The 26931-nt window shown below is 62.0% G+C and carries 25 protein-coding genes and 1 pseudogene; 21 read left to right on the top strand and 5 right to left on the bottom strand.

Annotation, left to right across the window (positions count from 1 at the left end; translation table 11 throughout):
* Positions 1-11 precede the first annotated feature (11 nt).
* From FJ548_RS00130 to FJ548_RS00100, 7 genes are all read left to right on the top strand, one after another.
* Positions 12-1055, top strand: coding sequence for an SIS domain-containing protein (locus FJ548_RS00130; RefSeq protein WP_140776138.1), 1044 nt, complete (start codon positions 12-14; stop codon positions 1053-1055).
* Positions 1055-1984: an ROK family protein gene (locus FJ548_RS00125; RefSeq protein ID WP_181168670.1), complete on the top strand. Its 930-nt coding sequence runs from the start codon at positions 1055-1057 to the stop codon at positions 1982-1984. The genes FJ548_RS00130 and FJ548_RS00125 overlap by 1 nt, the downstream gene beginning before the upstream one ends.
* Positions 1985-1988: 4 nt before the next feature.
* On the top strand, positions 1989-3080 hold the full coding sequence (ugpC, locus tag FJ548_RS00120) for a sn-glycerol-3-phosphate ABC transporter ATP-binding protein UgpC (protein ID WP_140776134.1): 1092 nt from the start codon (positions 1989-1991) through the stop codon (positions 3078-3080).
* A 176-nt stretch (positions 3081-3256) separates the two neighbouring features.
* The gene (locus tag FJ548_RS00115) at positions 3257-4255 is read left to right on the top strand and encodes an ABC transporter ATP-binding protein (RefSeq protein WP_140695723.1); all 999 of its coding nucleotides are present in this window, start codon (positions 3257-3259) and stop codon (positions 4253-4255) included.
* A gap of 1 nt (position 4256) precedes the next feature.
* Positions 4257-5126: an ABC transporter permease gene (locus tag FJ548_RS00110; RefSeq protein ID WP_140776132.1), complete on the top strand. Its 870-nt coding sequence runs from the start codon at positions 4257-4259 to the stop codon at positions 5124-5126.
* Positions 5123-5926: an ABC transporter permease gene (locus tag FJ548_RS00105; protein ID WP_140776130.1), complete on the top strand. Its 804-nt coding sequence runs from the start codon at positions 5123-5125 to the stop codon at positions 5924-5926. Before FJ548_RS00110 ends, FJ548_RS00105 begins: the two co-directional genes overlap by 4 nt.
* Before the next feature lie 91 nt (positions 5927-6017).
* Positions 6018-7064, top strand: a complete 1047-nt coding sequence (locus tag FJ548_RS00100) for an extracellular solute-binding protein (protein WP_140776128.1) — start codon at positions 6018-6020, stop codon at positions 7062-7064.
* 70 nt (positions 7065-7134) lie between these two features.
* On the opposite strand, the gene FJ548_RS00095 is transcribed toward FJ548_RS00100, so the two are convergent.
* On the bottom strand, positions 7135-7836 hold the full coding sequence (locus FJ548_RS00095) for an FCD domain-containing protein (protein WP_140613061.1): 702 nt from the start codon (positions 7834-7836) through the stop codon (positions 7135-7137).
* 144 nt (positions 7837-7980) lie between these two features.
* Here FJ548_RS00095 and FJ548_RS00090 point away from each other — a divergent pair, with 144 nt between their 5' ends.
* The 4 genes from FJ548_RS00090 to FJ548_RS00075 all read left to right on the top strand — a co-directional run bounded on the left by FJ548_RS00090 (position 7981) and on the right by FJ548_RS00075 (position 12887).
* Positions 7981-8865 carry a fumarylacetoacetate hydrolase family protein gene (locus tag FJ548_RS00090; RefSeq protein ID WP_140776126.1) on the top strand — a complete coding sequence of 295 codons (885 nt, stop codon included), beginning with the start codon at positions 7981-7983 and terminating at the stop codon, positions 8863-8865.
* Between the two features lie 27 nt (positions 8866-8892).
* Positions 8893-10167 (top strand): amidohydrolase family protein, encoded by a 1275-nt coding sequence (locus FJ548_RS00085; protein ID WP_140776124.1) that lies wholly within the window; start codon positions 8893-8895, stop codon positions 10165-10167.
* Between the two features lie 4 nt (positions 10168-10171).
* Positions 10172-10702: a 4-vinyl reductase gene (locus FJ548_RS00080; RefSeq protein ID WP_140776122.1), complete on the top strand. Its 531-nt coding sequence runs from the start codon at positions 10172-10174 to the stop codon at positions 10700-10702.
* Positions 10703-11795: 1093 nt separating this feature from the next.
* Entirely contained in the window at positions 11796-12887 is a 1092-nt protein-coding gene (locus FJ548_RS00075) for an alpha/beta hydrolase (RefSeq protein ID WP_246673375.1), read from the top strand.
* A gap of 287 nt (positions 12888-13174) precedes the next feature.
* Here the strand turns inward: FJ548_RS00075 and FJ548_RS00070 are convergent, their stop codons facing one another.
* Entirely contained in the window at positions 13175-14077 is a 903-nt protein-coding gene (locus FJ548_RS00070) for a LysR family transcriptional regulator (protein WP_140695744.1), read from the bottom strand.
* Between the two features lie 121 nt (positions 14078-14198).
* Here FJ548_RS00070 and FJ548_RS00065 point away from each other — a divergent pair, with 121 nt between their 5' ends.
* Positions 14199-14936, top strand: coding sequence for an SDR family oxidoreductase (locus FJ548_RS00065; protein ID WP_140776120.1), 738 nt, complete (start codon positions 14199-14201; stop codon positions 14934-14936).
* A 48-nt stretch (positions 14937-14984) separates the two neighbouring features.
* Entirely contained in the window at positions 14985-15884 is a 900-nt protein-coding gene (locus FJ548_RS00060; protein WP_140776118.1) for an SDR family oxidoreductase, read from the top strand.
* Positions 15885-15951: 67 nt separating this feature from the next.
* Here FJ548_RS00060 and FJ548_RS00055 read toward each other — a convergent pair whose 3' ends face one another.
* On the bottom strand, positions 15952-16866 hold the full coding sequence (locus tag FJ548_RS00055) for a LysR substrate-binding domain-containing protein (protein WP_140613074.1): 915 nt from the start codon (positions 16864-16866) through the stop codon (positions 15952-15954).
* Between the two features lie 123 nt (positions 16867-16989).
* Between FJ548_RS00055 and FJ548_RS00050 the strand changes: the two genes are divergently transcribed.
* From FJ548_RS00050 to FJ548_RS00015, 8 genes are all read left to right on the top strand, one after another.
* A complete protein-coding gene (locus FJ548_RS00050; protein WP_140613057.1) occupies positions 16990-18030 on the top strand; it encodes an aromatic ring-hydroxylating dioxygenase subunit alpha in 1041 nt (346 codons plus the stop codon).
* On the top strand, positions 18027-19157 hold the full coding sequence (locus FJ548_RS00045; RefSeq protein ID WP_140613056.1) for a 2Fe-2S iron-sulfur cluster-binding protein: 1131 nt from the start codon (positions 18027-18029) through the stop codon (positions 19155-19157). The genes FJ548_RS00050 and FJ548_RS00045 overlap by 4 nt, the downstream gene beginning before the upstream one ends.
* Positions 19158-19202: 45 nt before the next feature.
* Entirely contained in the window at positions 19203-20324 is a 1122-nt protein-coding gene (gene hisC, locus FJ548_RS00040) for a histidinol-phosphate transaminase (RefSeq protein ID WP_140776116.1), read from the top strand.
* Positions 20321-21847, top strand: a complete 1527-nt coding sequence (locus FJ548_RS00035) for an FAD-binding oxidoreductase (RefSeq protein WP_140776114.1) — start codon at positions 20321-20323, stop codon at positions 21845-21847. Before hisC ends, FJ548_RS00035 begins: the two co-directional genes overlap by 4 nt.
* 64 nt (positions 21848-21911) lie before the next feature.
* Entirely contained in the window at positions 21912-23885 is a 1974-nt protein-coding gene (locus FJ548_RS30650; RefSeq protein WP_281407036.1) for a DUF2817 domain-containing protein, read from the top strand.
* 75 nt (positions 23886-23960) lie between these two features.
* Positions 23961-24758: a transporter substrate-binding domain-containing protein gene (locus FJ548_RS00025; RefSeq protein WP_140613052.1), complete on the top strand. Its 798-nt coding sequence runs from the start codon at positions 23961-23963 to the stop codon at positions 24756-24758.
* An 85-nt stretch (positions 24759-24843) separates the two neighbouring features.
* The gene (locus FJ548_RS00020; RefSeq protein ID WP_140613051.1) at positions 24844-25551 is read left to right on the top strand and encodes an ABC transporter permease subunit; all 708 of its coding nucleotides are present in this window, start codon (positions 24844-24846) and stop codon (positions 25549-25551) included.
* A 4-nt stretch (positions 25552-25555) separates the two neighbouring features.
* Positions 25556-26275, top strand: coding sequence for an ABC transporter permease (locus FJ548_RS00015; RefSeq protein WP_181165761.1), 720 nt, complete (start codon positions 25556-25558; stop codon positions 26273-26275).
* A gap of 64 nt (positions 26276-26339) precedes the next feature.
* Here FJ548_RS00015 and FJ548_RS00010 read toward each other — a convergent pair whose 3' ends face one another.
* Complete coding sequence (locus FJ548_RS00010; RefSeq protein WP_210241976.1) at positions 26340-26678, bottom strand: GNAT family N-acetyltransferase; 339 nt, start codon at positions 26676-26678, stop codon at positions 26340-26342.
* A pseudogene (locus FJ548_RS00005) lies at positions 26668-26931 on the bottom strand (ring-cleaving dioxygenase); the annotation flags it as partial. The gene FJ548_RS00010 and the pseudogene FJ548_RS00005, both read right to left, overlap by 11 nt.

Raw genomic sequence — 26931 nt, 5'->3', positions numbered from 1 at the left:
GGAACACCAAGATGCAGATAGGCAATTACATCCGACGGCAGCCTTCGACCCTAACCGATCTACCCGCCGCGATCGGTGCGGATCTCGCCAACTTCGACAGCCTGCGCCAGAGGCCAGCGCGGATTGTGCTACTCGGCACTGGCTCCTCCATGAATGCACTGCTGGCCGGCGCCGAGGCGCTGGAGGAGGGCACAGGCGCTTCGGTAATCGCCAAGGAGCCGGAGGCTTTCTTGCGTCTGCCGCCAAAGGCATCGGACCAGCGCACGCTGGTTCTGGCCGCCTCACAATCCGGCATGAGCATCACCACGATCGAGGCGGTGCGCCTGTCGGTGGAGCGCGGCTTCCCGACGCTCGTCATCACCGGCGAGGCCGACAGCCTCATCACCCGGGCGGGTGCCGAGGTCATCGTCATGCCGATCGGTCCGGAAATGGTCGGGCCCAAGACCATGGGTTATACCGCGACCGTCATTTCGGTGCTGGCGGTCGCCGCAAAGCTTGCCAACAAGACGGTCGATCTGTCGGAGCTGCTCGCGCAACTGGAGCAGACGGCCGAAACCGGTCTTGCGGCAGCTAAGGATCTGGTCGCCCGGTTTGGTGTACCCGACTACATCCTGGTCGCCGGACAGGCGACACATCTCGGCACCGCGCTCGAGGCATCGCTCAAGATCGCCGAGATCAGTGGCGTACCGACCGCGGCCTTCGACACCGAGGAGGCTTTGCACGGGCATGTCTACGGCACAACCGACAAGAGCCTGGTGATCGCCATCGCGCAGACCGAGATCGAGGCGAAGGTCGCCGCCAATCTGGGCGAAGCCCTGGCCGAACTCGGGCCGCGCGCTGTCGTTCTCAACCTTTCCGGCCATCCGACCCGCTTCGACCTGGATGTCAGTTGGCCGCTCGCGCCGGAACAGCAATGGCTCGCCGGCTGCTGGGCGCCCATCCCGCTGCAATGGTATGGCTGCGAGCTGGCGATCGCGCGCGGTATCGATCCGGACAAGATGATCTACCCCAACCTGGGAAAGCGGCTCAACGTGCGCATCCGCAAGGAAGCCTGATGGTAACCGCGATCGGAATCGATATCGGCGGCAGTCTGGTCAAGCTCGGCGTGGTCGACGGTTCGGGCAAGGTCCTGGCGCGCGACACAGTCCCTGTGCATCGCGACATCGAATTCGCCGATTTCGTTCATCTGGTTACCGAGGCGACCGAAAAGCTGAGCAAGGCGCATCCCGGCATCGCCGCGATCGGCATCGGCGTTCCAGGCACGCCAAATCCCGAGACCGGCATGCTCAACGGGCGCTGTCCCGCGATCCCGGCGCTGCTCAAGGGGTCGCTGTCGAAACTGTTCGCCATTCGCTTCGGTGTGCCAGCCGTCGTCCGCAACGATGCCGTCAGCGCCACCCATGGCGAAATGCGCCACGGTGCCGGACGTCCGTTCTCACGCTTTGCGTTGCTCACGCTCGGCACCGGAATCGGTGGTGCCATGGTCATCGACCGCAAGGTCATCGACGGCCCGGATGGGTTGCCGCCGCAGTTCGGCTGCATCTCGCTCGACCCGGCCCGCACCGATATCGCCGATCCGGTGCCGGGCATGGTCGAGAATCTGGCCAGCGCCCGCGCCCTGGTCAACCGCTACCGCCAGCTGGAGCCGGACACCGACGCAAGGAACGCCGAGACCGTTGTCGACCTCGCCAAGGATGGCGATGCGGTCGCGCTGCAGGTGGTCGACGAGGTGGCGCGCTGGCTCGGCCAGATGATCGGCATCATGTCGAACATGCTCAACATCGAGGCGGCGATCATCGGCGGCGGCCTGTCGCTGGCCGGTCCCTTCTTCACCGACCGCATCGCACTGAACGTCAGGGATTTCGTGCTGCTCAAGCCCGGACGCCCGCCGGTGATCGTGGCTGCCGAGCACGGCAATGATGCCGGCGTGATCGGAACCGCGGCACTGGCGCTCGACATGTTCGCGCCCACGGCAAAGGAATAGCGCCATGTCCGACGTCGAACTACGCAAGATTTCCAAGAGCTTCCAGAATCTGAAGGTCGTGCACGATATTGATCTCGACATCGACAAGGGCGAATTCGTCGTTCTCGTCGGACCGTCCGGATGCGGCAAGTCGACGACATTACGCATGGTGGCTGGACTGGAGAGGCCAAGCGGCGGCGAGATCCATATTGGCGGCAAGCTGGTCAACAATGTCCAGCCCAGGGATCGCGATATCGCGATGGTGTTCCAGAGCTATGCGCTCTATCCTCAGATGACGGTGGCGCAGAACATGGCTTTCGGCCTGCGCATCCGCAAGGTGCCGGAAGCGGAGGTGACACAACGTATCGCCCGCGTCGCCGACATCCTCGATCTCAGCGAACTCCTGCAGCGCAAACCGCACCAATTGTCTGGAGGTCAGCGCCAGCGTGTCGCCATGGGCCGCGCCATGGTGCGGCAGCCGAAAGTTTTCCTGTTCGACGAGCCGCTCTCCAATCTCGATGCCAAGCTCCGGGTCAAGATGCGCGCCGAGATCAAGAAGCTGCACCAGATGGTCGCCACCACCACCGTCTATGTCACGCACGACCAGGTCGAGGCGATGACGCTGGCCGACCGTGTCGTGGTGATGAACAAGGGCCGCATCGAACAGATCGGGCCGCCCAACGACCTCTACCACGAGCCGGCCAGCCGCTTTGTCGCCGGCTTCATCGGCAGCCCCGGCATGAACTTCTTCAAATGCCGGCTGGAGGCGCGCGGCGACGGGCTGGCGGTGGTGCTGGGCGACGACACCGCGCTCGCCGTGCCGGATTCCCGCACCGCGCGCTATGCTGGCCATGTCGGGCGCGAGCTCGAATTCGGCCTGAGGCCCGAGCACATCACCGAGCATCGCGAGCGGCCTGACACCGTCGGCATCAAGGTGCCGGTCGAGGTCGTCGAGCCGATGGGTATGGAGACGCTGCTGCATGTTCTGATCGCCGGCGCCGAGGCGACGGCGCGCATCGACCCGGCGGCGACGCCGAAACCGGGCGAGATGGCGACGCTGTCGCTCGGCATGGGCCACATGCACCTTCTCGATCCCGAAAGTGGCAAGGTGCTCTGAAGGCTCCGCACAGACGACAACGGCTCCGCCACACTTTCACGTGTCAAAACCCAAAAACAATATATTATCCGTTGACAAATATAATTTTGGAGCGAATTTTTAGATGCGGCGCCAGACGACCGTGATGACCTTCGACGAGAGGGCCATCTCCATGCAGTCCCAGGAATGTGCCGGTCATGATCGACATCCAGAGCGTGTCAAAATCCTTCGTGACCAGGGACGCCGATCCGGTCCGCGCGCTGAATGAAGTCAGCCTGGAGATCTACGACAACGAGTTCTTCACGCTGCTCGGCCCGTCGGGCTGCGGCAAGACAACCTTGCTGCGCCTGATCGCCGGCTTCGAAGCGCCGAGTTCAGGCGCCATCCGCATCGCCGGCAGCGACGTCGCCGCGCTGCCGCCGCAGAAGCGGCCGGTCAACACGGTGTTCCAGAGCTACGCTCTGTTCCCGCATATGAGCGTGGCCGAGAATGTCGCGTTCGGGCTGGAAATGCAGAACGCGCCGAAATCGCTGATCGATGACCGCGTCAGAGAAGCGCTTGAAATGGTGCGGCTGCAAGGCTTCGCCGCGCGGCGCCCGGCGCAATTGTCGGGTGGTCAGCAACAGCGCGTCGCGGTGGCGCGCGCGCTGGCGCCGAAGCCCAGCGTGCTTCTGCTCGACGAGCCGCTTTCGGCGCTCGATCTCAAGCTGCGTAAGGGCATGCAGAGCGAATTGAAGCGGCTGCAGCGCGAAACCGGCATCACCTTCGTGCTGGTCACCCACGACCAGGAGGAGGCGCTGGCCATGTCTGACCGCATCGCCGTGATGTGCGGCGGCGACGTGCTGCAGATCGGTACGCCCAAGGATATCTACGACAATCCGCAGGACCGCTTCGTCGCCGACTTCATCGGCGAGTCCAACCTTTTGCCGGGTGCCGCCCTTGGCCGCGATCCGGCAAAGACGATCGTCGTGCGGCCTGAACACATCGTCGTCTCGCCGGCCTTGGATGGCGTCCGGGGACATGCCAGGGGCGCGGTCTCGGCCATCACCTTCCTTGGCTCCGACACGCTCTACGAGATCGTGCTGGAGGAGGGAGCAAAGCTGCATTCGCGCACGCGCGGCGGTGCGACGCTGTCGACAGGCGACAGCGTCGTCGTCGACTGGGCGCGCCATGTCGAACGCGAACTGGCGAACTGACATGGGCCCGAACCGCACCTATCTTTTGATTGCGCCGGCCATGCTGGTCATCGGCATCTTCATGGTCCTGCCGCTGTTCCTGGCGGTCGGTTATTCCTTCATGACCGCCAACCCCTATGGCGGCGTAACCCAGCCGCCAACTTTTGACGCCTATCTGCAATTCCTCTACCAGCGCGATTTCGACGACAGCCTGGTGTTCTCGCCGAGCTATGCTCTGATCATCCTGCGCTCGGTCTATCTCGCTGTCGCCACCACCTTGATCTGCCTCGTGCTCGGCCTGCCGGTCGCATGGTATATCGTCTGCCAGACGCCGGAGCGGCGTCGGGTGCTTCTGTTCGCCGTCACGCTGCCGTTCTGGATCAACACGCTGATCCGCACCTATTGCTGGATCCTGATCCTGCGCGACGAGGGCCTGGCCAATGGCGCGCTGCGTCATGCCGGGATCATCTCCGATCCATTGCCGCTGCTCTACAATGACGGGTCGATCCTGCTCGGTCTCGTCTACACCTTCCTGCCTTTCATGGTGCTGCCGATCTATTCGACGCTGGAGCGCCTCGACTCCAGGCTGATCGAGGCCGCTTACGATCTCTACGCCAGCCGCACCGCCGTCTTCCGCCGCATCGTCTGGCCGCTGGCGAGGCCCGGCGCCTTGGCCGGCGCGACGCTTGTCTTCGCGCCGGCGCTGGGCTCGTTCCTGGCGCCGGACCTGCTCGGCGGCGGCAAGAAGTTGCTGATCGGCAGCCTGATCCAGATGCAGTTCACCTCGTCGCGCAACTGGCCTTTTGGTGCAGCGCTTTCAACCGTGGTTACTATCGTCGTGCTGACCGTCTTTGTCATCCGCTCGCGTAAAGCCGGGGAGCAACGGCGATGAATGGCGCAAAACCGTTCGACTGGCGGCACACGCCGGGCCTGTCGGTCTACACCGCTCTGATATTCGTGTTCTTCTACGCGCCGCTGCTGATCCTGGTGATCTACGCCTTCAATTCGAGCCGGCTGGTCACCGTGTGGTCCGGCTTCAGTTTCAAATGGTTCATCGCGGTCGCCAACAATGGCGCGATCCGCGATGCCGCCTTTAACAGCCTCATCATCGCTATCGTTGCCACCATCGCCTCGACGGCCATCGCCACGGCCGGTGCTCTGGCGCTCGAACGCGGCCGGCTGCGTTTCGGGCGCGGCGCGGCAACCGCTCTGATCGCCATGCCGCTGGTGGTGCCGGAGATCGTGGTGGCGATCACCACATTGATCTTCTTTTCCGGGCTCGGCATGCATCACGGGCTGATCAACCTGATGATCGCCCATACCGTCTTTTGCATCCCGTTCGCGTTGCTGCCGATCCAGGCGCGGCTGCGCGACATGGGCGGCACGCTGGAGGAGGCGGGACGCGACCTCTATGCCGACGAGTGGCGGCTGTTTCGCCGGATCACGCTGCCCTTGCTGACCCCGGCGATTCTGGCAGGCGCCATCATGGCCTTCGTCGTCTCGCTCGATGATTTCCTGATCTCGATGATGGTGTCGAGCGCCGGCTCGACCACTCTGCCGGTCTACATCTACGGCATGATGCGGCTTGGCGTGACGCCCGAGGTCAACGCCATCTCCACCATCCTTCTTACCGCTTCCATCATCTTCGTCGCGGCGGCCCTGCTCGTCGGACGGCGCAACCGATTTGCCTGACCATGATCCTGAAAAGTGGGAACCGGTTTTCGGAGGAGATCATGGTCAAACAAGAAGTCACAACAAAGAAACCAGTCAGAGGAGAACGACCGTGACCAAATGGAAGGAAGGACTTTCGAAAACAGCCTTGGCCGCCGCCATGCTGGGGGCGATCACCACCACCGCACTCGCCGATGCCGGTGAACTGCATATCTACAACTGGACCGACTATACCTCGGACGAAATGATCAAGAAGTTCGAGGCAGAGACCGGGATCAAGGTCACCATCGACACCTACGATTCCAACGAGACCGCACTCGCCAAGCTGAGTTCGGGTGCTGCCGGCTATGACGTGATGATCATCAGCAACGACTTCGTGCCGATCTTCGTCAAGCAGAAGCTGTTCCAAGAAGTCGATGCGGGCGCGATGCCGAATTTTAAAAACGTCGATCCGAAATGGCAGCACCGTCCCTGGGATCCCGATGCTAAATACACCGTGCCATGGGTGTGGGGTACCACCTCCTATTCGGTCGACACATCAGTCTACAAAGGCCCGACCGACAGCCTGAAACCGCTGTTCGATCCGCCGGCGGAACTCAAGGGCAAGGTCGGCATGTTCGGCTCGCCGACCGAAGTGATGTCGCTGGCGCTGGTCTATCTCGGCAAGGACCAGTGCAACAGCAATCCAGCCGACCTCAAGGAACTTGACGCCTTGCTCGAGGCGCAGAAGCCCTTTGTGAAGGTCTACAATTCCGATGGTATCGTCGAGCGCCAGGTTGCCGGCGAGACGGTCATGCACGAGCAATGGTCGGGCAAGGCGCTGGCGACGCGACAGCAGAAATCGACGGTCAAATACGTCTATCCCAAGGAAGGCGTTGTCGGCTGGATGGATAATGTCGCCGTGCCGACCAGCGCGCCCAATGTCGAGAACGCCAAGAAGTTCCTCAATTTTCTGATGGATCCGCAAAACATCGCGCTGCAGCAGAAATATACCGGCTACCAGAGCGCGATCGCTGGATCGAACAAGCTCCTGGCGCCCGATGTCGGCGGCTCGCCCGAATTCAATCCGCCGGCCGATCTCAAGATCACCTTCGCGCCGTCATGCGACGAGAAGGCGATCCGCGCCTATGACCGCATCTGGACCAATCTGCGACAGTAGGCGGCGATGCAAAACGCCGTCCAGTTGCACGGACGGCGTTTTGTACTTCCGGAGAAAGTTGGATGAAACGCTACGCCCGCACCGTCGTCTTGCGTGCCGGAAGGTCGGAGGTCTCCGCCGCAAGCAGGATGTCGGTGGTGACAGCCAGATGCGCCGCCAGCAGTTCGGCTGCCTTTTCTGCATCGCGGTCGAGCACGGCAGCGGCGAGGTCCTGATGTTCCTTGCCGATGTTGCGGGCTCTTGGCGCCAGCGAGACCGAACGGCGGCGGTAGCGCTCGCTCTGGTCGTAAAGCTGGTCGCGCAGGCGCAGCAGCCAATGGCTATCGCAGCCGGCGACAAGCGCCTTGTGGAAGGCTGCGTGCGCGGTCGCCCATTCGTCGCTCGAATGCACGGGATCGTCGGGCGTGTGCTCGGGGGTGCGCGACAGCCTGTGGAGAGCGGCCACCAGTTGCGATTCCCAGACGACGTCGCCAACCTCGATGGCGCGGCGGATGCACAAAGTCTCGATCTGGATGCGCGTCTTGGTAAGATCGAGCAGGTCCTCGGCCGAGATCGGAGCGGCACGAAAGCCACGCTGCGGTTCGGCCACGACGAGGCCCTCGGAGGTCAGCCGCGACAGCGCCTCGCGTATAGCGCCAAGGCTGACGGACAGCCTGTCGCAGAGCTCCTGGACCTTGAGCCGGCTGCCCGGTTCGATCCGGCACGACAAGAGATCGGCGCGCAGATCTTCATACGCGCCCTGGGTGAGATTGATCGAGCCTTCCCTAGCCATCCGTTTGCCTGCGGCGAATCCGTCCATCGAGGAGCCTTGATACATTATCTCTGGCAGAAGTCAGAATGCAAAATAATATATTCTATGTTGACAGATATATAATTTCTCAACAAAGTCCAGTCTTCAGAAGCGAGGAAAAGACCAGTGCGATTTGCAGCCTATAAATCGCCGCGGGGACCTGGGCTGGCGATCGCCTTGCCGGCAGGCGAGTTCCGCGGCATCGACGCAAGCGACGCGATGTTTCCCGGATGGCTTGACGAGTTGATCGCTGATGGCGTGCAGGCGTTGCATGCCGCTGGCGGGCGGCTGGCCTGCGGGCGCCGGATCGATCCGGAATCGGTAGAATGGCTGCCGCCGATCTCAAGGCCCGGCAAGATCATCTGTGTCGGCCTGAACTATGTCGATCATTCGATCGAGAGCGGCTTCGTGCCGCCGACCTATCCCACTTTGTTCGCCCGCTTCTCGACCAGCCTGATCGGGCATGGTGCTGCCATCCGCCGTCCGGAAGCGTCGATCCAGCTCGACTATGAGGGCGAGATGGTGGCCGTCATCGGCAAGGCCGGCCGCCACATCGCGCCATCCCAGGCGTTGAGCCACGTCGCCGGCTATTCCATCTTCAACGATGCCTCCATCCGCGACTTCCAGACCAAGGCGCCGCAATGGACCGTCGGCAAGAATTTCGACGGCACCGGCTGTTTCGGTCCGATCTTCGTGACATCAGACGAGTTGCCGCCGGGCGGCAAGGGCCTGCGCATCCAGACGCGTCTCAACGGTGAGGTCGTCCAGAACGCCTCGACCGACGACATGATCTTCGACGTCGTCTCGCTGATCTCGATCATCAGCGAAGCCATCACGCTGGAGCCGGGCGACATTCTCGTCACCGGCACGCCATCGGGCGTCGGCGTGGCGCGCAAGCCGCAGTTGTTCATGAAGCATGGCGATGTCTGCGAGGTCGAACTCGAAGGCGTCGGCATCCTCTCCAATTTCGTGGCCGACGACGTTGCCGCCCGGCAAGCCGTCAACCAATAACCCCGCCAAACCCGAAAGGACGATGTCATGACAAGAGTGATGTTTAGAAATGCCATGATCTGGGACGGCACGGGCGCCGACGCCTATCCGGCCGATCTGCTGGTCGACAATGGCCGCATCGTCACCATTGCGCGCACGCCAGATCAATTGTCCGGCGACGGTGCGACGACGGTTGAATGCCGCGGTATGACGCTGATGCCTGGCCTCGTCGAAGGCCATGCCCATATCTCCTTTGGCGGCGCGATCAAGGATTCCGATCTCGGCCTGATCCCGCCCGAGGAGCATCTTCTGCTCACCATGCGCAATGCCAAGACCTTGCTCGACCATGGGTTCACCAGTGCCTATAGTGCGGCAACCTCGAAGCTCAGGCTCGACATCGTCATCCGCAATGAGATCAATGCCGGCCGCTTGCCGGGTCCGCGCATGCGCGCCGGCAGCCCGGAGATTACGGTCACCGGCGGCCTCGGCGACGAGCGCCAGCAGCATATGTACCACGAGAGCTTCGGCATGATCGCCGATGGTGTCGAGGAGATCACCAAGGCGGTGCGGCTCTGCTGCCGCGAAGGCGCCGACAACATCAAGATCAATATCTCCGGCGATGATCTGAGCCCCGCGGCGCATGGCGGCCTTACCGTCATGAGCGAGGCCGAAGTGCGGACGGCGGTGCAGGTGGCGCGTGACTTCGGCAAGAAGATCAACTGCCATGCCCGCGCCGCCGGCTCGGTCAAGCGCGCGGTCAAATGCGGCGTCGACGTCATCTACCACTGCGAATCCGCCGACGAGGAGGCGCTGGACGCGCTGGAATCGGCCAAGGACCGCATCTTCGTCGGCCCGGCCATCGGCATCATCTACGGCACGCTCTATGAGGGCGAGCCCTTCGGCTTCACCCATGAGATGGCGGTGAAGTTCGGCATGCAGCGCATCCTGGACGACAGCCGCAAGGTCTACACGGAACTCCGCAAGCGCGGCGTGCGCGCGTTGATCGGCGGCGACTACGGTTTCGCGCAGACGCCGCAAGGCACCAATGCGCGCGACCTCAAGCATTTCGTAGACCTGCTCGGTTATTCGCCCAGCGAAGCCTTGCAGTGCGGCACACGGCTCGGCGGCCAGGTGATGGGCCTTGGCGATGAGCTTGGCATGGTCAAGGAAGGCTTCATCGCCGATCTCCTGCTGGTCAATGGCGACCCGCTGAAGGACCTCGACATGATGGTGCATGAGAAGAACCTCGTCGTCATCATGAAGGATGGCGAGCTTTACAAGGATCAGTCCGCCTCCGTCGCCGCGCAGCGGCAGGCAGCCTGAGATCATGCAGCCGCAGGTTCCGATCGATGTCGATGAGACAAGCGGCATCTGGCGGACCGACGAGCTGCCCATGGTCTATCTGCCCAGGCACTTCCTCGTGAACAATCATCTCGCGGTCGAGGAAGCCCTCGGTCGCGAGACCTACCGCGCCATCCTGCGTCAGGCGACGGCAAAGTCCGCCATCGAATGGTGCGAGGCGCAAGTCCGTGGCAAGGGCCTCGATCGCGAGGCGACATTCCGCCACTATTTCCAGCGCCTGTCGCAGCGCGGCTGGGGCCAGTTCTCGATCGATATGTTGGACGTTGCCGGCAGTCGCGGAAGCATCAGCCTCAGGAATTCGATCTTTGCCCTCGAGGCCGGGCACCGACCCGGCCAGCGCGTCTGCTACATGTTCGAGGGCTTTGTCACCGGCGCGCTTTCGTTTCTGCTTCGTCACTCGGCGGCGAAGTGGGGCAAGATCGAAGCGGAGGAGATACACTGCGCCTGCGAAGGCCAGCACGATCATTGCCGTTTCGACTTCTCGTTAGCGCCATAAAATCGCACCACGAAGTGTATCTTCCGCGTTCTCGACTTCGCCCTTCAAGATTTCAGGATCCTGCTTGGTCAGAAAAGACGCGAACCTTGCACTCCAACCGGGATCGAGCGTTGCCAGCCTTCGCGGATCCAGACTGGCCCGCGCGAGGGGAAGCTTCAAGACAAGCGAACAATCGCGGTGGCGCTTGTGATCGTACGGCAGCGGCCGGGGAGAAAAAGCTACCTGATAGCGACACCATCGATCGGGACGAACCAAACGGCAATTTCCGCGAGCTTTTCTGTTTTGACGTCGCCAAGTGTTGACCAAGCGATGGCCAGCGATGCGGGGCAGATTGCTCGGGAATGGCGTCAGAAGCCCGAGAGGGCATCGGACACGTTCTATCGCGTTCTCGCGTGTACATCGCACAAGGCGTCTGACGCGTGCTTCGGCGCGGACGGCAGACAGATTGTGCAATAGCCCGGATCCTGTTCGCGGCGAGTTGCGTGGCTCGAACTCCGGTGACAGATCTACTGGCGTTCGCCAGGATCGGAGCAACTCGGCCATCAGCCGTTGGGAATTCCGGCGGCTACGCTGCGCGTAAACGGCATATCGGACACTCCAGAGAATGATTTCAAGGCTGTCCCAAGGCACCGGAAGGGATTTGCGTCAGATCTGACCGGCTCAAGACATACTTTTAGTCATTATTTCATTGATCACTATGCATTTCTTTTAGTTATACGCAACTCCTACACTATCTCTCGCCGCCAACCCTGACGGTGATGTCAGACAAGGAGTGGGACCACCAACCGTTTGAGAAATAAAGCCGTTCGACTGGTGCGGATTTCTATCGAGTTGAATTACGTGACGCGACCAGAATGGCCGCCAATACCGTAGCAACGGAGAGGGAGAGGGTGCTCGATCTCGACGGTTCGATGCGAGACCGCGATGTCAGGTCCAGTATGCCGAGCAACGTCTGCAACTGCGCTTGAGCCTGGCGCAGCGTGAACGGCTAGCCGCAACCAAATGCCCCAAACCCGAACCCTTTCAGGAGGCGGCCATCGGAAGCCCTTCGAAGGGCGTCATGCCCTACACAGGGCCACAAAGGAGACCAGCAGTGATTATCACCACTATCCAGAACGACGGCTCCGGGCCGCCGACCATCCGAGAGCATCTATCCCGCCTCTTGAAGTTCATCTCTCTGTTTGCAGGAGCCACGATCATGACCCAATCTGCCCTTGCCGCCCCGAACGTCGTCAGCGACCCGAACATTGATCCGCAGGTTCGTTCGTTCCTGGAGCAGATCAACAAGGACCCTAGCCCCTTCTGGGAACTGCCTCAGCCGAAGCCGCAGGAGATTCTGACGGGACTCCAGAACCAGACGCAGGTTGACATGTCCGGCGTCACCACGGCGGAGAAGACCATCACGCAGAACGGGCACCAAGTGAAGCTTTACGTCATGAAGCCTGAGAAGGTGAGTGGGAAGACGGGTGTCTTGCTCTTTATCCATGGTGGCGTTTGGATTGTCGGCAACTACGAGAACCATAAGCGCCTGCTGCGCGATCTGGTGGTTGGATCGGGCCAGATTGGTGTGTTCGTCGAATATACGCCGCTGCCGACGGCCAAATTCCCGACCCAATTGGAGGAGTCCTACGCCGCGCTCCAGTGGGTTGCTGCCCATGCCGGCGAGTTCGGTGCTGATGGGAAGCACATCGCGGTCGCTGGCAACTCGGTCGGCGGCAATATGACTGCAGCCCTGTCACTGATGGCGAAAGATCGCAATGGTCCGAAAATCAGCTATCAGGTGCTGCTCATCCCCGCTACGGACGCCAGCGTCGATACCCAGTCCTATCTGGACTATGGCACGGACCGCTTTCTGGCGCGCTCATTCATGAAGTACGGCTGGGATCTCTATGCACCCGACGCCAAGACACGCGACAATCCTTACGTCTCGCCGCTACGCGCCACGCTCGATCAGTTGAAGGGCTTGCCACCAGCGCTCGTCATCACCGCCGAAAACGATCCTCTTCGCGACGAAGGGGAGGCCTATGCCCACAAGCTGGAGCAGGCCGGCGTCGACGTAGCTGCCGTGCGCTACAATGGTACGATACACGATTTCGTGCTTCTGAACGCGCTACGTCATGTTCCATCGACGGATGCAGCATTGCGGCAAATCGCCGATGGCATTCGCGAGCATATCGCAAAGTAGAGGAGCGATCCGGGGCGACACGGTTTGTCTCCGTGTCGTCTCTTTCGCTTAGATCCGATTTTGATTGGAGTGGTTTGGAAATCCATCTGGGAGATGCACTCAATCCACCTTAGGCGGGCACTAGCCTACCCACATGGTATGTGCACGACGAACGCCGACGTTATCAACCAGAACCTGCTGGCCTTTGTGAAACGCTAGATCGCCGCGCGCTCTATCGGGCGCAAAGTGGGGATCCAGCTCTTAAGACGCGCCGAGGACGCGATTGCTGATGTGCCTATGTTTCTGTATCAGACGGTCAATTCCTGTACGAAATCTAGAAAGGCGCGAACTTTGGCGGAGACTAAATTCGACGCATGATGATAGGCATAGAGAGGGAAAGTCTCGTCTACCCAGTCCGGAAGCAACTGGACAACTCGCCCCTCCGAGAGCAGATCTTTGACATAGAGCTCCAGCAATTGCGCGATGCCAACTCCCCCGACGCAAGCCCCAACTAAGGAGGCTGTGTCGTTGACCATCAGCCGCCCGGGAGCCTCGAATGGAACAACTTCCCGGCCTCGCTGAAACTCCCACTCAAAGGGACGCCCCGTCGTCGGATCGCGGATTAATATGCATTGATGCCCTTTCTCCAAATCCCTCGGATGCTTGGGCTCGCCTCGGCGCGCAAGATAGGCGGTGGAAGCACACGTCAGGACACGCGTTTCGAGCAATAACCTAGCTTTTAGGGAAGAGGACTCTGGTTCTCCGAAACGGATCGCGACGTCGAAGCCGTCTGCGACCAGATCGCCCATTCTGTCGCGCACACTTATTTCGACGGAAAGATCAGGGAAACGGTCAAGGAATTCGTTCATTCGCCGCGCTAATATATAGTGACCGAATGTACCGTCCGTGTTGACTCTTAGCCGCCCTCGAACAACCGCCTTTGACCCGCTGGCCGTCACTGATGCATCCTCGATTCCGGCGAGAAGTGGCGCGATTGCTTCATAGAAGCGCCGACCTTCGTCAGTTAGCGAGATCGCACGAGAGGTGCGATTGAAGATTCGGATGCCGACCCGCTCCTCTAGGCGAGCTACGGCGCGACTCACCGCGGGCTGAGTTAGGCCCATGGCTTCACCTGCTCGGGCGAAACTGCCAGCCTCGACCACGGCTGAGAGAACGCCGACCCCGCTCAGCAATCTAGTGTCGAAAGCCATATAGGCATACTTTCAGTTATCCTTTCAGTGAAAGTTATGCATTTTTTTTAGCCTCACTCAAGTCCTAGATTGCTCCCGGCCACCGCCTTTGATGGCGATGCAAGACATGAAGGAGCAACACATGAGCAAGACTGGAAAGGTTGCACTAATCACCGGCTCATCGCGCGGTATCGGTGCAGAACTCGCCCTTCACCTCGCGATGAACGGGTTTAAGATCGTCGTGAATTATGCTGGCAGTGCGGGTCCAGCCCGGGAAGTTGCCGACAAGATTGCAGCGTCGGGCGGCGAAGCGATCGTCGCACAGGCTGACGTCGCCAATCCCGCGGCGGTCATCGCTATGTTCGACGCGGCCGAGAATGCCTTTGGCGGGGTCGATGTTGTCGTCAACTGTGCCGGCATCCTGAAGCTCGCTAAAATCGCCGACCTCGACGACAAGACATTCGACCAGACCATCGCAATCAATCTAAAGGGCACGTTCAACGTCTGCCGTGAAGCGGCAAAGCGCTTGCGAGTCGGTGGACGCATTATCAATTTCTCATCCAGTGTCATCGGCGTTCGCCTGCCGACCTATGGGGTTTATATCGCTACCAAGGCCGCTGTCGAAGGCCTGACCCAGGTCTTAGCTCAGGAAATGCGCGGCCGCGGCATCAGTGTGAACGCGATCGCGCCCGGCCCTGTCGCCACTGACCTCTTCCTGAGCGGAAAGAGCCCGGAACTCATCGATCACATGGCGAAGATGAATCCGCTCGAACGTCTCGGCCAGCCCCAGGATATTGCGCGCGTCGTCGGCTTTCTCGCTGGCCCTGAGGGCGGCTGGATCAACGGCCAGACGATTCGCGCGAACGGCGGAATGTGCTGACGGGAACCCCCTCAAGCTTATCCCCACTCACTGTCTAGGAGCCTCACCATGAAAGAAGTGATCCTTGTCACCGGCGCATCTAGCGGCTTCGGCCTGCTGTCCGCCCGAGCACTCGCTCAAGCGGGCCACACGGTCTACGCTTCAATGCGGGAGACCACCGGGCGCAACGCGCCGCGAGTTGCAGAGGTTGAGGCTTATGCAAAGGAGTTGGGCGTTGACCTGAGGACGGTCGAACTTGACGTCAGTTCTGATCCGTCCGTGACCGCCGGGGTTACCAAGATAATCGCGGACAATGGCCGGCTCGACGTTATCGTGCATAACGCTGGCCATATGGTGTTTGGACCAGCAGAGGCCTTCACGCCCGAGCAATATGCCGAACTATATGACATCAACGTTCTTTCGACGCAGCGCATCAACCGGGTGGCGTTGCCGCAGCTTCGCAAACAAGGGCGTGGCCTGTTGGTCTGGGTTTCGTCCTCATCCACGCGCGGTGGGACACCGCCGTTTCTAGCACCGTATTTCGCCGCCAAAGCTGCTATGGATTCGCTCGCTGTATCCTATGCGAGCGAAGTCGCACGCTGGGGCGTTGAAACCTCAATCGTGGTTCCGGGCGCCTTCACCAAGGGCACTAACCACTTCGCTCATTCTGGCACGCCAGCCGATAAAGGCGTGGTCGCGGCCTATGAGAGCGGCCCTTATGCGGGGGTCGCTGACCAGGCGCTGAAAGGTTTGGCCGCATTGGAACCCGCAGACGCCGATGCCTCGGCTGTCGCAATAGCAATTGCCGACGTCGTGAATGCGCCGTTCGGAAAACGGCCCTATCGCGTCTTCGTTGATCCCTCACAGGATGGGGCAGAAGAAGTGTTCAGGATCGGCGATCGCATGCGCCGCGAGATGTTTCGAAACATCGGTCTCAAAGATCTTCTCGCTCCACACATTAACGGTTGAAAGACCACTGCGGCACACGCCTTCGCATCCGCCGCTCGGCGGCGACCGAGAGCGGGACATGAGGACATTAGCTTAATGCCGCGCCCATCCGCTTGGAAATCGAAACGATCCATGCGCGCAGTTCCGGACCGAAGGGCTTTTGCAAGGCTGCACGGTCCCAGGCAAGGAAATAGGCCTGAGACAATTTTAGCCGCTGATCGAAAGGGACAATGAGCCGGCCGGACGCGATATCCTCGGCGGCCATCGAAAGTTGCGCCAGCACTATGCCCCTTCCGTTCGTCGCGGCATCGATCGCGGCGCTCGACAAGGAGAAGGCGACCTCGCCCGAAACCTTTCGGTACGATGCCCCGATGCTTGCGGCCCATTCCGCCCAACTTGGCGGTGAGCGGTGGTCGCGAGCCCACTCTATGCTGAGAAGCGGCAGATCGAGAATGTCGGCGGGTTTGCGCACAGGATGCTTTGCGAGCAGCGCTGGCGAGCATGCCGGCACCACCCAATCCGTGAACAGTTCGGTGTAGTGGTTGAAATCACGATACTTGTCACCGTAGGAAATACGGAAGTCGAACTCTTCTGTGTCCAATCGGGGCTCTGTCTCGGCGCCAACCAGGCGCACCGTCGCGCCGGCATGGCTGGCCTGCCAATCCAGCAGTTGCGGGCCGATCCATTTGCTGGCCAGTGATGGCAGGCAGGAGATGGTCAAAGTGTCCGCGGAGCGGGCCCGTTCGATGACATCCTGAGCCTCGCGAATCTGTTCGAATCCGACGGAAACCGCTGCGTGATAGACACGGCCCAACGCCGTGAGGGCCACGCTCCTGCCGCGCCGTTCCAACAGCCTCGCCTCCAGGGCATCTTCGGCCTTGCGTATCTGTTGGCTGACCGCGCCGACCGACACTCCAAGCTCGTTTGCCGCGGCAGTCACGCTGCCGCACCTGCCGAAAGCCTCGAAGGCCTGTATCGCACGCAACGGGGGCGTCTTGTTCACCTGGGCAACGATCCTAGGGCCAGCTTGATTTAGTTTTTCTAAAATAGAACGCAGATGCAAGCCCTATGTCGCCCCAGGCTCGCACGATATTCGTTTTCGTGTTCACAAGCTGGGGAGGACGCCATGTTTCTTCGAAACTGCTGGTACGTTGCCGCATGGGATCATGAGGTCGCCGACCGGCTGGTGCCAACCCGAATCCTCGGCGAGGACATTGTCCTCTACCGACGGACCGATGGGCAGGTGGCGGCGCTCGAAGACGCATGTCCGCATCGCAAGCTGCCTTTGTCCATGGGCCGCATCAAGGGCGACACGGTCGAATGCGGCTATCACGGCCTGACCTTCGACAGCACGGGAACCTGCACGCGTGTGCCGGGCGCGGAAAAGATACCGCATGTCGCGTGCGTCCGCTCCTATCCGATCGCCGAACGCTACGGACTGCTCTGGATATGGATGGGCGAGGCGGCCAAGGCCGATCCCGCCTTGATTTTCGAGGTCGACCACTGGGGCGATCCGGCATGGGGCGTCAACCGCGGCGAGTCGATGTCGCTGGATTGCAATTATCTCTACATGACCGATAATTTGCTCGATCCCTCGCATGTGTCATGGGTCCACCAATCTTCCTTCGGCGGCGTCCAGGCCATGGAGGATGCGCCGCTCGAAACGACGGTCGGCGCGGACGGTGTGACCGTGTGGCGCTGGGTGGTCGATGCCGAGCCGGCGCCCTTCTATGCGCCCTTTCTCAAATTCAGCGGCAAATGCGACCGCAAGCAGCACTATGAGGTGCGTTACCCCTCAAACGCGATCATCAAGGCGATCTTCGTGCCGGCCCGCACTGGCGGCGAGGGCAAGCCGCTGCACGAGGATGTGTTCCTCATGGACAGCTACAACTTCATGACGCCGGTCGATGAGAACCAGACGAAATACTACTGGTTCCAGATGCGCAATTTCGCGCCCGACGACCTGGAGGTTTCGCGCCAGTTCGCCACATCCGTGCGTGGCGCCTTCGACGAGGATCGCGTCGTGCTCAATGCCGTGCACAAGGGCATGGCGAACAAGCACACACCCAATCTCGATCTGAAGATCGACGTCGGGCCGCTGCGCTTCCGCCGCAATCTGGCCAAGCTGATCGCCAGCGAGAGCCAGGAATTGGCGGCCGCCGAATGAACGCATTCACCGCCCGCGACACTATCGCAAGCAGCGGGTTTCGCGACCTGAAGGTGGTCGCGAAGGTGAAGGAGAGCGCCGTCATCACGTCGTTTCATTTCGAGCCGGTCAATCCACGCGACTGGCGCGCTTTCGAGCCAGGCCAGTTCCTGGTGTTTCGCATTCCGGTGCCTGGGAATGCCGCCGGCGAAAGGCAATACGTGCTGCGCAACTACAGCGTCTCCTGTTCGCCGGCCAGCAAGGGCCGCTACCGGATCAGCGTCAAACGCGAGGTCGCACCCGCCCCGGGGCTTCGCGACGGGACAGGCTCGTGCTTCCTGCATGACCGGATCGATGTCGGCGATGTGCTTCAAGCTGAAGGGCCGCGCGGCGATTTCGTGCTCGACAGGACCAGCACCCGCCCGGTGGTGCTGCTCAGCGGCGGCGTCGGGCTGACGCCGATGGTCTCGATGCTGCATGCGCTGGCCTTGACGCCGGGCCGCCATGCCACCTTCATTCATGCCTGCGAGAATGGCGAGGTGCATGCGTTGCGCGACGAGGTGGCGGGCCTTGTCGCCACCCGGCCCGGGCTGATCGCCCATTACTGCTACCGATCGCCGTCCGAGCGCGACAGGGCCGAGCGGCGCTTCCACACCGAGGGCATGATTTCGCGAGACGTGCTGCAGCGCCTGCTGCCGATCGATGACTATGATTTCTATCTTTGCGGGCCACCGCCGTTCATGCAGGCGATCTACGGCCTGTTGCGCGGGCTTGGCGTGCCGAAGCATCGTATCGCTTACGAATTCTTTGGCCCGGCGACGGTGCTCGAGCCGGACGCGGTGCGAGTCCTCCCGGGTCCCGTGCAGCCGGCAAGTATCGAAGCGGATGGCGAGGCGATAACAGTGGAGTTCCGAAAGTCGGGCCTCCGGGCTGTCTGGGATGGCTCGGCGGCATCGCTGCTCGACTTCGCCGAGGATCAAGGCCTGACACCGGAATTCAGCTGCCGGACCGGCATATGCGGCACTTGCAAGTCGCGGCTGGTCTCGGGCGAGGTCGCCTATTTCGAAGAACCGCTGGACGAACTTAGGGCAGGCGAAGTGCTGCTGTGCTGCTCGAAGCCGCGCGGATCAGTCGTCCTGGATATTTGACAAGATCGTCGTGCCGCGCGTGGCCGGGGGAAACGGAAGTCGGATTTGGAACAGTCGGTCAAACCAGCGTCAAGCCTGCCACTCAATCCGCATGTCGCGGCATTGCCGTCCTACAATGCCGGCATGAACATCGCGATGGCGCGGGCTCTGAGCGGGCGCCACGACATCGCCCGGCTTGCCAGCAACGAAAACCCCGACGGTTGTTCTCCCGCCGTCACCGCCGCGCTGGCCTCCTCGTCGTTTGAGCCATGGCGTTATGCCGATCCGGCCTGCACGGCGTTGCGGGCGGCACTTGGCGATAGACTGACGGTCGACCCCAACCTGATTGTCGTCGGCAATGGCTCCGAGGAGATGATCGCCGCCATCTCGCGTGCCGTCCTGGTGCCGGGCGCCTCGGTGGTGACGACGGTGCCGAGCTTCGGCTTGCATGAGATAGAGCCGCTGGCGGCCGGTGCTGATGTCGTCAAGATCGCCATGACGCCGGAGATGAGCTTCGACCTTGCCGCGCTCGAAACGGCGATCGCCGCCGTGCCGCGAGTGGTCTTCATATCCTCGCCCTGGAACCCGGTCGGCCCCGGTCTCGACCGCTCCAGCTTGCGACGGCTGATCGGCGCCGTTCGGCCCGGCACGCTTCTCGTCCTCGACGAGGCGTATTTCGAGTTTGCCGATCCCGGCGCGCCGGACGGCATCGAGGTTCTGCGCGACAGTTCTATCGACCATGTCGTGCTGCGGACGTTTTCGAAGGCTTATGGCCTGGCGGGACTGCGCGTGGGTTATGCCGTCTGTTCCAGCCTTGAACTGGCGAGAGTGATTGCCGCCGCGAAGACGCCGTTCAACGTCAACGCCGCGGCGCAGACCGCCGCTGTCGCTGCCCTTGCCGACGAAGGTTGGATGAAGGCGTCGGTGGGTCGCATCAGAGCCGAGCGTGCCCGCACAGCCGCCGCGCTTGCCGGCCTTGGCTTCCAGGTTGCGCGGTCGCAAACGAACTTCCTGTTCTTCGACGGCAAGGTCGACAGTTCGAGCCTTGCCGCTGGTCTCCTCAAGCAGGCGATTATCGTCAAGGCGTGGCGTGAGGCCGGCTATGAGCGCTTTTTGCGCGTCACCATCGGCTCCCCGGCGGAAAACGACCGGCTGATCACGGCGCTCCAGGGATTGGTGGCACAATGACCGGCCTCGCTTCTCCAGGGCAAACGGGCTGGATCGGCCAGGCGGTGCCATTGCCTGTTGTCGACAGCATCCGCGGTGTCGTCGGCGCCTCGAACGTGCGGACCGGCGACGATGCCAGGGCGATCGACCTTGGGTCGAACGGTATGGATTGCGGCGCCGGCATTGTCGTCACGCCTTCGTCGACGGAGGAGGTCGCGGCGGTGGTGCGCATCTGCCGCCGCAACGAGGTTCCCATCGTGCCGCAAGGCGGGCGGACCGGCCTGGTCGGCGGCAGCATTTCGCGGCCGGGCGAGATCGTCCTGTCGACGGCGCGCTTGAGCCACATCGATCGGCTCGATCCGATCGAGCGCGTGGCGGTGGTCGGCGCCGGCGTCACTCTGGAAGCCCTGCAGCAGGCCGCGCTCGAACACCGGCTGGAACCGGGCATGGACCTTGCAGCGCGCGGCTCGGCGACGATCGGCGGCATGGTGTCCACCAATGCCGGTGGGGTGATGGCCTTTCGCAACGGCGTCATGCGCCATCGCGTGCTTGGCCTTGAGGCCGTGCTGGCCGACGGATTGATCTATTCCGATCTGACCCGGGTGGTGAAGAATTCCGCCGGCTACGACCTGAAGCATCTCTTCATCGGTGCCGAGGGAACGCTCGGCATCGTCACCCGCGTGGTCGTCAAGCTCGATCCTTCGCCGAGAGCGACCGCCACCGCGCTTTTCGGCCTGCCGTCGGTCGACGCGGCTTTGCAGATCATCCGCATGGCGCTGGAATCGGATGTCGGGCATCTGCGCGCGGCGGAGGCGATGTGGAACTCGTATTTCAGGCTGGCCGCCGCCGCACATGGATGGTCCGAAGCCGGCGTGGCGCCCGGGCAGCCTTTGTTCCTGCTTTTGTCGCTTGGCGGGGCCCGTGAGGAGGCGCTGCGAGAGGATTTCGAGCGGATTTATTCGGAGACGATGGAGCGTCATCCCGAAGCGACCGGCATCATTGCCGGCTCACGGTGGCAGGAGGACGATTTGTGGCGGCTGCGCGAGGACACCGGCGTGCTTTACCGCGCTCATCCCAATGCGCCTTCCTTCGACATATCCGTGCCATTGTCGGAGATTTCAACCTATCTCGAAAAGACCATACCCGGCCTTGCCGCGATCGAATCGGGTCTCGCGCCCTATGTCTTCGGACATCTGGCCGATGGGAACCTGCATATCGTGCTCAACCGCCAGGGTCCGCTGGCTCCTTACATCGCGAAGGCGGTCGAGGACGTCCTGTATCAACAGCTTCGGGAGATTGGCGGTTCCTTTTCCGCCGAGCATGGCGTTGGGTCGAAGCGCATCCATTCCCTGGTGGCGACAGCCGACCCGACGAAGCTCGCCGCGATGGAGCGGGTGAAAAGAGCCCTGGACGATCAGTCGATCATGAACCCCGACAAGGTGCTTGCCTGCGATGCCTGGTTCGTCCGGTCCTCCAGGCCGCTCCCTTCCGGCAGCGAGCGCCGACTGCCCCTTAAGAACGCGAGCGATCTCAACGATGAATAGCCCCACGGCGGAACGACAGGGAATGAACGGATTAACCGCGGCCGCCAGTCGCCCGGCGGGACCGATGGCGCGCCAAGATGAGAAGGTGCCGCCCTATGCCTCGGATTTCGCCGGCTTGCGCCAGGGATTCCGCGAAGCGGCCAAGCGGGCGGGCGCGGAACTGTCCGAATATCCCCATCCGCTGAACGGACCGGATGGCGAGGCTCTGGCGACCGATGTGGCGCTGCTTGGTCGCCGCGATGCGCCGAAGCTGATCGTGCTCATCTCCGGAACGCATGGTGTCGAGGGGCCGTTCGGCTCGGCCTGCCAGACCGCGTGGCTGGGCCAGAAGAACCTGCGGCGTCTGCCCGACGACATAGCGATCCTTGCCATCCACCTCATCAATCCCTGGGGCACGGCATGGTCGCGGCGCGTCAATGAAGACAATGTCGACCTCAACCGCAACTTCATCGACTGGGCGGCGGGTGCTCCCGTCAACAACGGCTATGCCGGCTTGCACGATGCGCTTGCCTACCATGAATGGGAAGGGTCGGACCGCATAGCGGCCGACGAGAAGCTCGCCGCGGCGCGCAAGAAACTCGGGCATCCCGGGCTGGCGGCAATCGTCGAGGCCGGCCAGTATGAATTCGCAGACGGACTGTATTACGGCGGCGGCGGTCCCGTCTGGTCGAACCGAACCTTGAACGAAATCCTCAAGACCTTTGCCGGCGGCGCGCGTCAGGTCATCGTCTTCGACCTGCATACCGGCGCCGGGCCCTATGGTTATCCGGCTCTGCTTTCGGTGGCGAGTTCCGAGCATCCCGGCCTTGCCTGGGGCAAATCCATCTTCGGGCCGGCGCTTGCGACAGTCCTTACCGGTCCGGGCGCCAAGACGGGAACCGGCATCGCCGCAACTGCGACCGGCTATGTCTCCGATGCCGTCCGCAAGGCGATGCCGAAGGCGCGGGTGCTGCCGCTTGTCATCGAATGCGGCACGCTGGACGGTCCGACCGTGATGGAAGCGGTGCAAGCCGACAACTGGCTGCATCTGTTCGGCAAGCTCGATTCGCCGCTGGGCAGGCGCATCCGGGACACGCTGCGCTCGGCCTTCATTCCGGCCGACGCGGATTGGCAGCGGACCTGCCTGTCGAGCAGCCTGCGATACTTCGACCGTGCGCTGGCGGACCTGGAGGCTGTCGAGATAGGCCAGGACGAGGCCATCGGGAGCGAACAAACGTCGCCAACCGTTCGCGCCGCGATGGTTGCCGAGGCTCCCGCCCAGGAACCGAAGCCCACGACGCCAGCCGTGCAGATCGACGAACTTCACAAGAGCTTCGGCTCTCTTCTGGTGTTGAAGGGCGTCAATCTCACCGCGCATGCCGGCGAGGTGATTTCCATGATCGGCTCGTCCGGATCCGGCAAGAGCACGTTCCTGCGCTGCATCAACCTTCTGGAGCAGCCGGATGGCGGCAAGGTCGCCATCGACGGCGAGGTCATCAAGATGAAGCCGTTGTCCAACGGCCGTGTCGGGCCGGCCGACATGGCGCAGGTCGAACGCATCCGCGCCCGCGTCGGGATGGTCTTCCAGAACTTCAATCTCTGGCCGCACATGACGGTGGTCGAGAACATCATCGAGGCGCCCAGGCATGTGCTGAAGGAGCCCCGCGAGAAGGCCATCGAACACGCCCACGCCCTGTTGAAGAAGGTTGGTCTTGCCGACAAGCACGCCCACTATCCGGGCCAGCTTTCCGGCGGCCAGCAGCAGCGGGCGGCGATCGCCCGAACGCTTGCGATGCGGCCCAAGGTCATTCTTTTCGACGAACCGACATCGGCGCTCGATCCCGAATTGGTCGGCGAGGTGCTGCGGGTGATCCGTCAACTGGCGGAGGAAGGCAACACCATGATCCTCGTGACGCATGAGATGCAGTTCGCGCGCGAGGTCTCCCACAAGGTCCTGTTTCTCCACCAGGGAAAGGTGGAGGAAGAGGGTGCACCCGCGGAGCTGTTCGGCAGCCCGCGCTCGGAGCGTCTGCGTCAGTTCCTGGCGCGCACGCTGTGAGGAAAAACCGCACCCTCGAAGCGTTCGGTTCGCACCGGACAACGGCAATGAAGATCAACAACAAGGGGAACTGACATGAAACTGAAAGTCTTGACGCTGCTCGCCTTTCTCGCGGGAGGCATGGGCAGCGCATTGGCCGCCGAAGGCGAATTGTCCATCGGAACGGAAGGCGCCTACCCGCCATGGAGCATGTCCGACGCCAATGGCAATGTTACCGGTTTCGACGCCGATGTCGGCGCCTTGCTCTGCACCAAGCTACAAGTGAAGTGCCACTTCGTCGTGCAGGCCTTCGACGGGTTGATCCCGGCGCTGAAGGCCAAGCGATTCGACGTCATCATCTCGGGCATGTCGATCACCGCCGATCGCAAGAAGGAGATCAATTTCAGCGTCGGATACGCCGAACTGGCCAATATGTTCGTCGCGGCCAAGGACTCCGATCTGGCCGCCATCACCGACGTCGACACGCTGCTGAAATCGCTCGACGGCAAGAAGGTTGGCGTGCAGGCCGGCACGACGCACGCGCATTTCCTCGAGAAGCGTGCGCCGAACGCCGACCTGAAAACCTACGATACGCTCGACCAGATGCAGATCGACCTTGCGAGCGGCCGTATCGACGCCGCTTTCGCCGATCAATCCGCCTTGCAGGACTTTCTGGACAAGCCGGATGGCAAGAACTTCCAACTGGTCGGTGTCGAGATCAAGAGCACGTTCGATCCGACGCTTGGCGAGGGCATCGGCGTCGGCATCGCGCAGGACAACACCGAACTCAAGGCCAAGATCGACAAGGGGCTTTGCGAGCTGATCGCCGATGGTTCGGTCGGCAAGGCCAGCCAGAAATGGTTCAAGACGGACATTTCCCGGCCCTGCCAATAACGCCGTGGACTTCTATCGCATGTGCCCGGGCAACCGGGCGCATGCATCCGGGCTTCGTATCATTCGCGCAGACTAGGGCACTCACATGGAATTCGGTCTCTGGCAGGTTTGGGAAGCGGGTTGGGTGCCCGCGATCTTGCGCGGCGCTTCGATAACGATCCTCGTCGGTCTCGTCAGCATGGCGGCCGGGCTGGTGATCGGCATTGTCTGCGGCCTGATCAAGTGGGCCCGGATATTTCCGCTTTCGCTGCTGGTCGATGTCTATACGTCGCTGGTGCGTGGCGTGCCCGAACTGCTGATCATCTACCTGCTGTTTTTCAGTTCGGTTGAATTCGTGACCAGGGTCGTGACCGCTTTCGGCTATGCCGGCGTCGCCGAGAGCGGCTATGCGTTCGTTATCGCGGTCATCGCCATCGGCGCCATTTCAGGCGCCTATTCGACCGAGGTCGTGCGCGGGGCGCTCGGCGCCATCCCCAATGGGCATATCGAGGCCGCTCGCGCGCTCGGACTGCCCGGCGGCCGGATCTTCCGCCGCATCATCGCGCCGCAGATGCTGCGCATCGCCGTTCCCGGCATCAACAATGTCTGGCAGACCACCATCAAGGACACGGCGCTGGTCTCGGTGGTCGGCCTTCAGGAATTGATGCGCATTTCATTCATCGGCGCCAATTCCACCCGCCATCCGTTCATCTTCTATCTGATCGCGGCAGTGGTTTATCTCCTCATCACGCTTGCAAGTCAGGCAGGGTTCGACGGGATCGAACGCCTGCTCAGGCTGCGGACGAGAAAGTAGTATGATGGACCTCATCCAGCTTGCGGTTCCCGTTCTGCTCAAGGGCCTATGGGTCACGGCGGCGCTGACGTTCGTTTCGGTGCTGATCGGCTTCAATCTGGGTCTCGGCCTGGCGCTGATGCGCCTGTCCTCCAACCGCCTCCTGTCAGGCTTCGCCAAATATTACAGCAACGTCTTTCGCGGGACGCCGCTGCTGGTGCAGATATTCCTGTTCTATTACGGGCTCGGCCAGCTTTCCCTGATCAAGGACAACGCGGCTCTGTGGTGGGTGATCAGCGACGGTGCGCGCTGCGCCGTGCTGGCGCTGGCGCTGAACACGGCCGCCTATACATCCGAAATCCTGCGCGGCGGATTGATGTCGGTTCCGGTCGGGCTTGTCGAGGCGGCCCAAGCGTGCGGCATGTCGCGCATCTTACGGTTCCGGCGCATCGAGTTTCCGCTCGCCATCCGCCAGGCGCTGCCGGCCTATGGCAACGAACTCATTCTCGTCGTCAAGGGCACCAGCCTCGCATCGACAATCACGGTGCTCGAAATCACCGGCTATGCCAAGCGGCTGATGAGCCAGACCTTCGCGATCTTCGAGATTTTCGCCATCGCCGGGGTGCTCTATCTGGTGATCAATCTGCTGTTGATCGCGATCATCCGCTCCATTGAGCGTTTTCTCATGCGGCACGAGGCCCCCTCCCGCCAGGATTCGGCCGCACCGTCTCCGGCAGCATCGTGACGGTGCTTCCCTCGTTGTACCACTCCGACACGTCAGCCGCGAGCGAGCTACAAATCCGGATGGATCAACCGTGCTTCCCGGGATTGGGCTCCGCGCCCGGAGGCATCGTCATGACGTCGGCCCACTCGGGATGCTTGCGATATTGCGCGCGGACATAGGGACATATCGGCAGAATCCTGAAGCCGTTTCTGCGTGCGTCTTCCACCATGAAGGAAACCAAAGCAGCGGCAGCGCCAGTTCCCCTCATCGTCTCCGGCGCACCCGTGTGATCGGCGCTGATCAGATCGGCGCCCCTCTTCGTGAAGGTGATCTCGGCCTCTGCGTCGATCCCCTCTATGCGGGCTACATAGCGTCCATGCCGCTCCCCGGTTTGTTCCTTGCTGATTTCAATGTCAGCCATGATCTTCTCCGTTGTTCCTGCCAAACCATTCCTGTGCGACCGCCGTATCCTCCGGTGTAAGCTCATGCACTGCTTCGACGACGTGCATGTCCAGCGTCGCGCCGGATGCTGCGAGCCAATCCGCCAGCCGGGAGCCGTCGCCCAACGGGTCGCGCGAGCCGGAGACCATCAGAACGTCAACGTTGCCCAGGTCGGCCGTGGGCAAGGTCTCCAGCACCGGCATTGATCGCAAAAGGATCGCCCGGCGGATGACTCC

This window comes from Mesorhizobium sp. B2-4-17 (genome assembly GCF_006441275.1).
Lineage (GTDB): Bacteria > Pseudomonadota > Alphaproteobacteria > Rhizobiales > Rhizobiaceae > Mesorhizobium.
The sequence above is the reverse complement of the archived record's forward strand: the minus strand, read 5'-3'. Positions and strand labels throughout refer to the sequence as shown.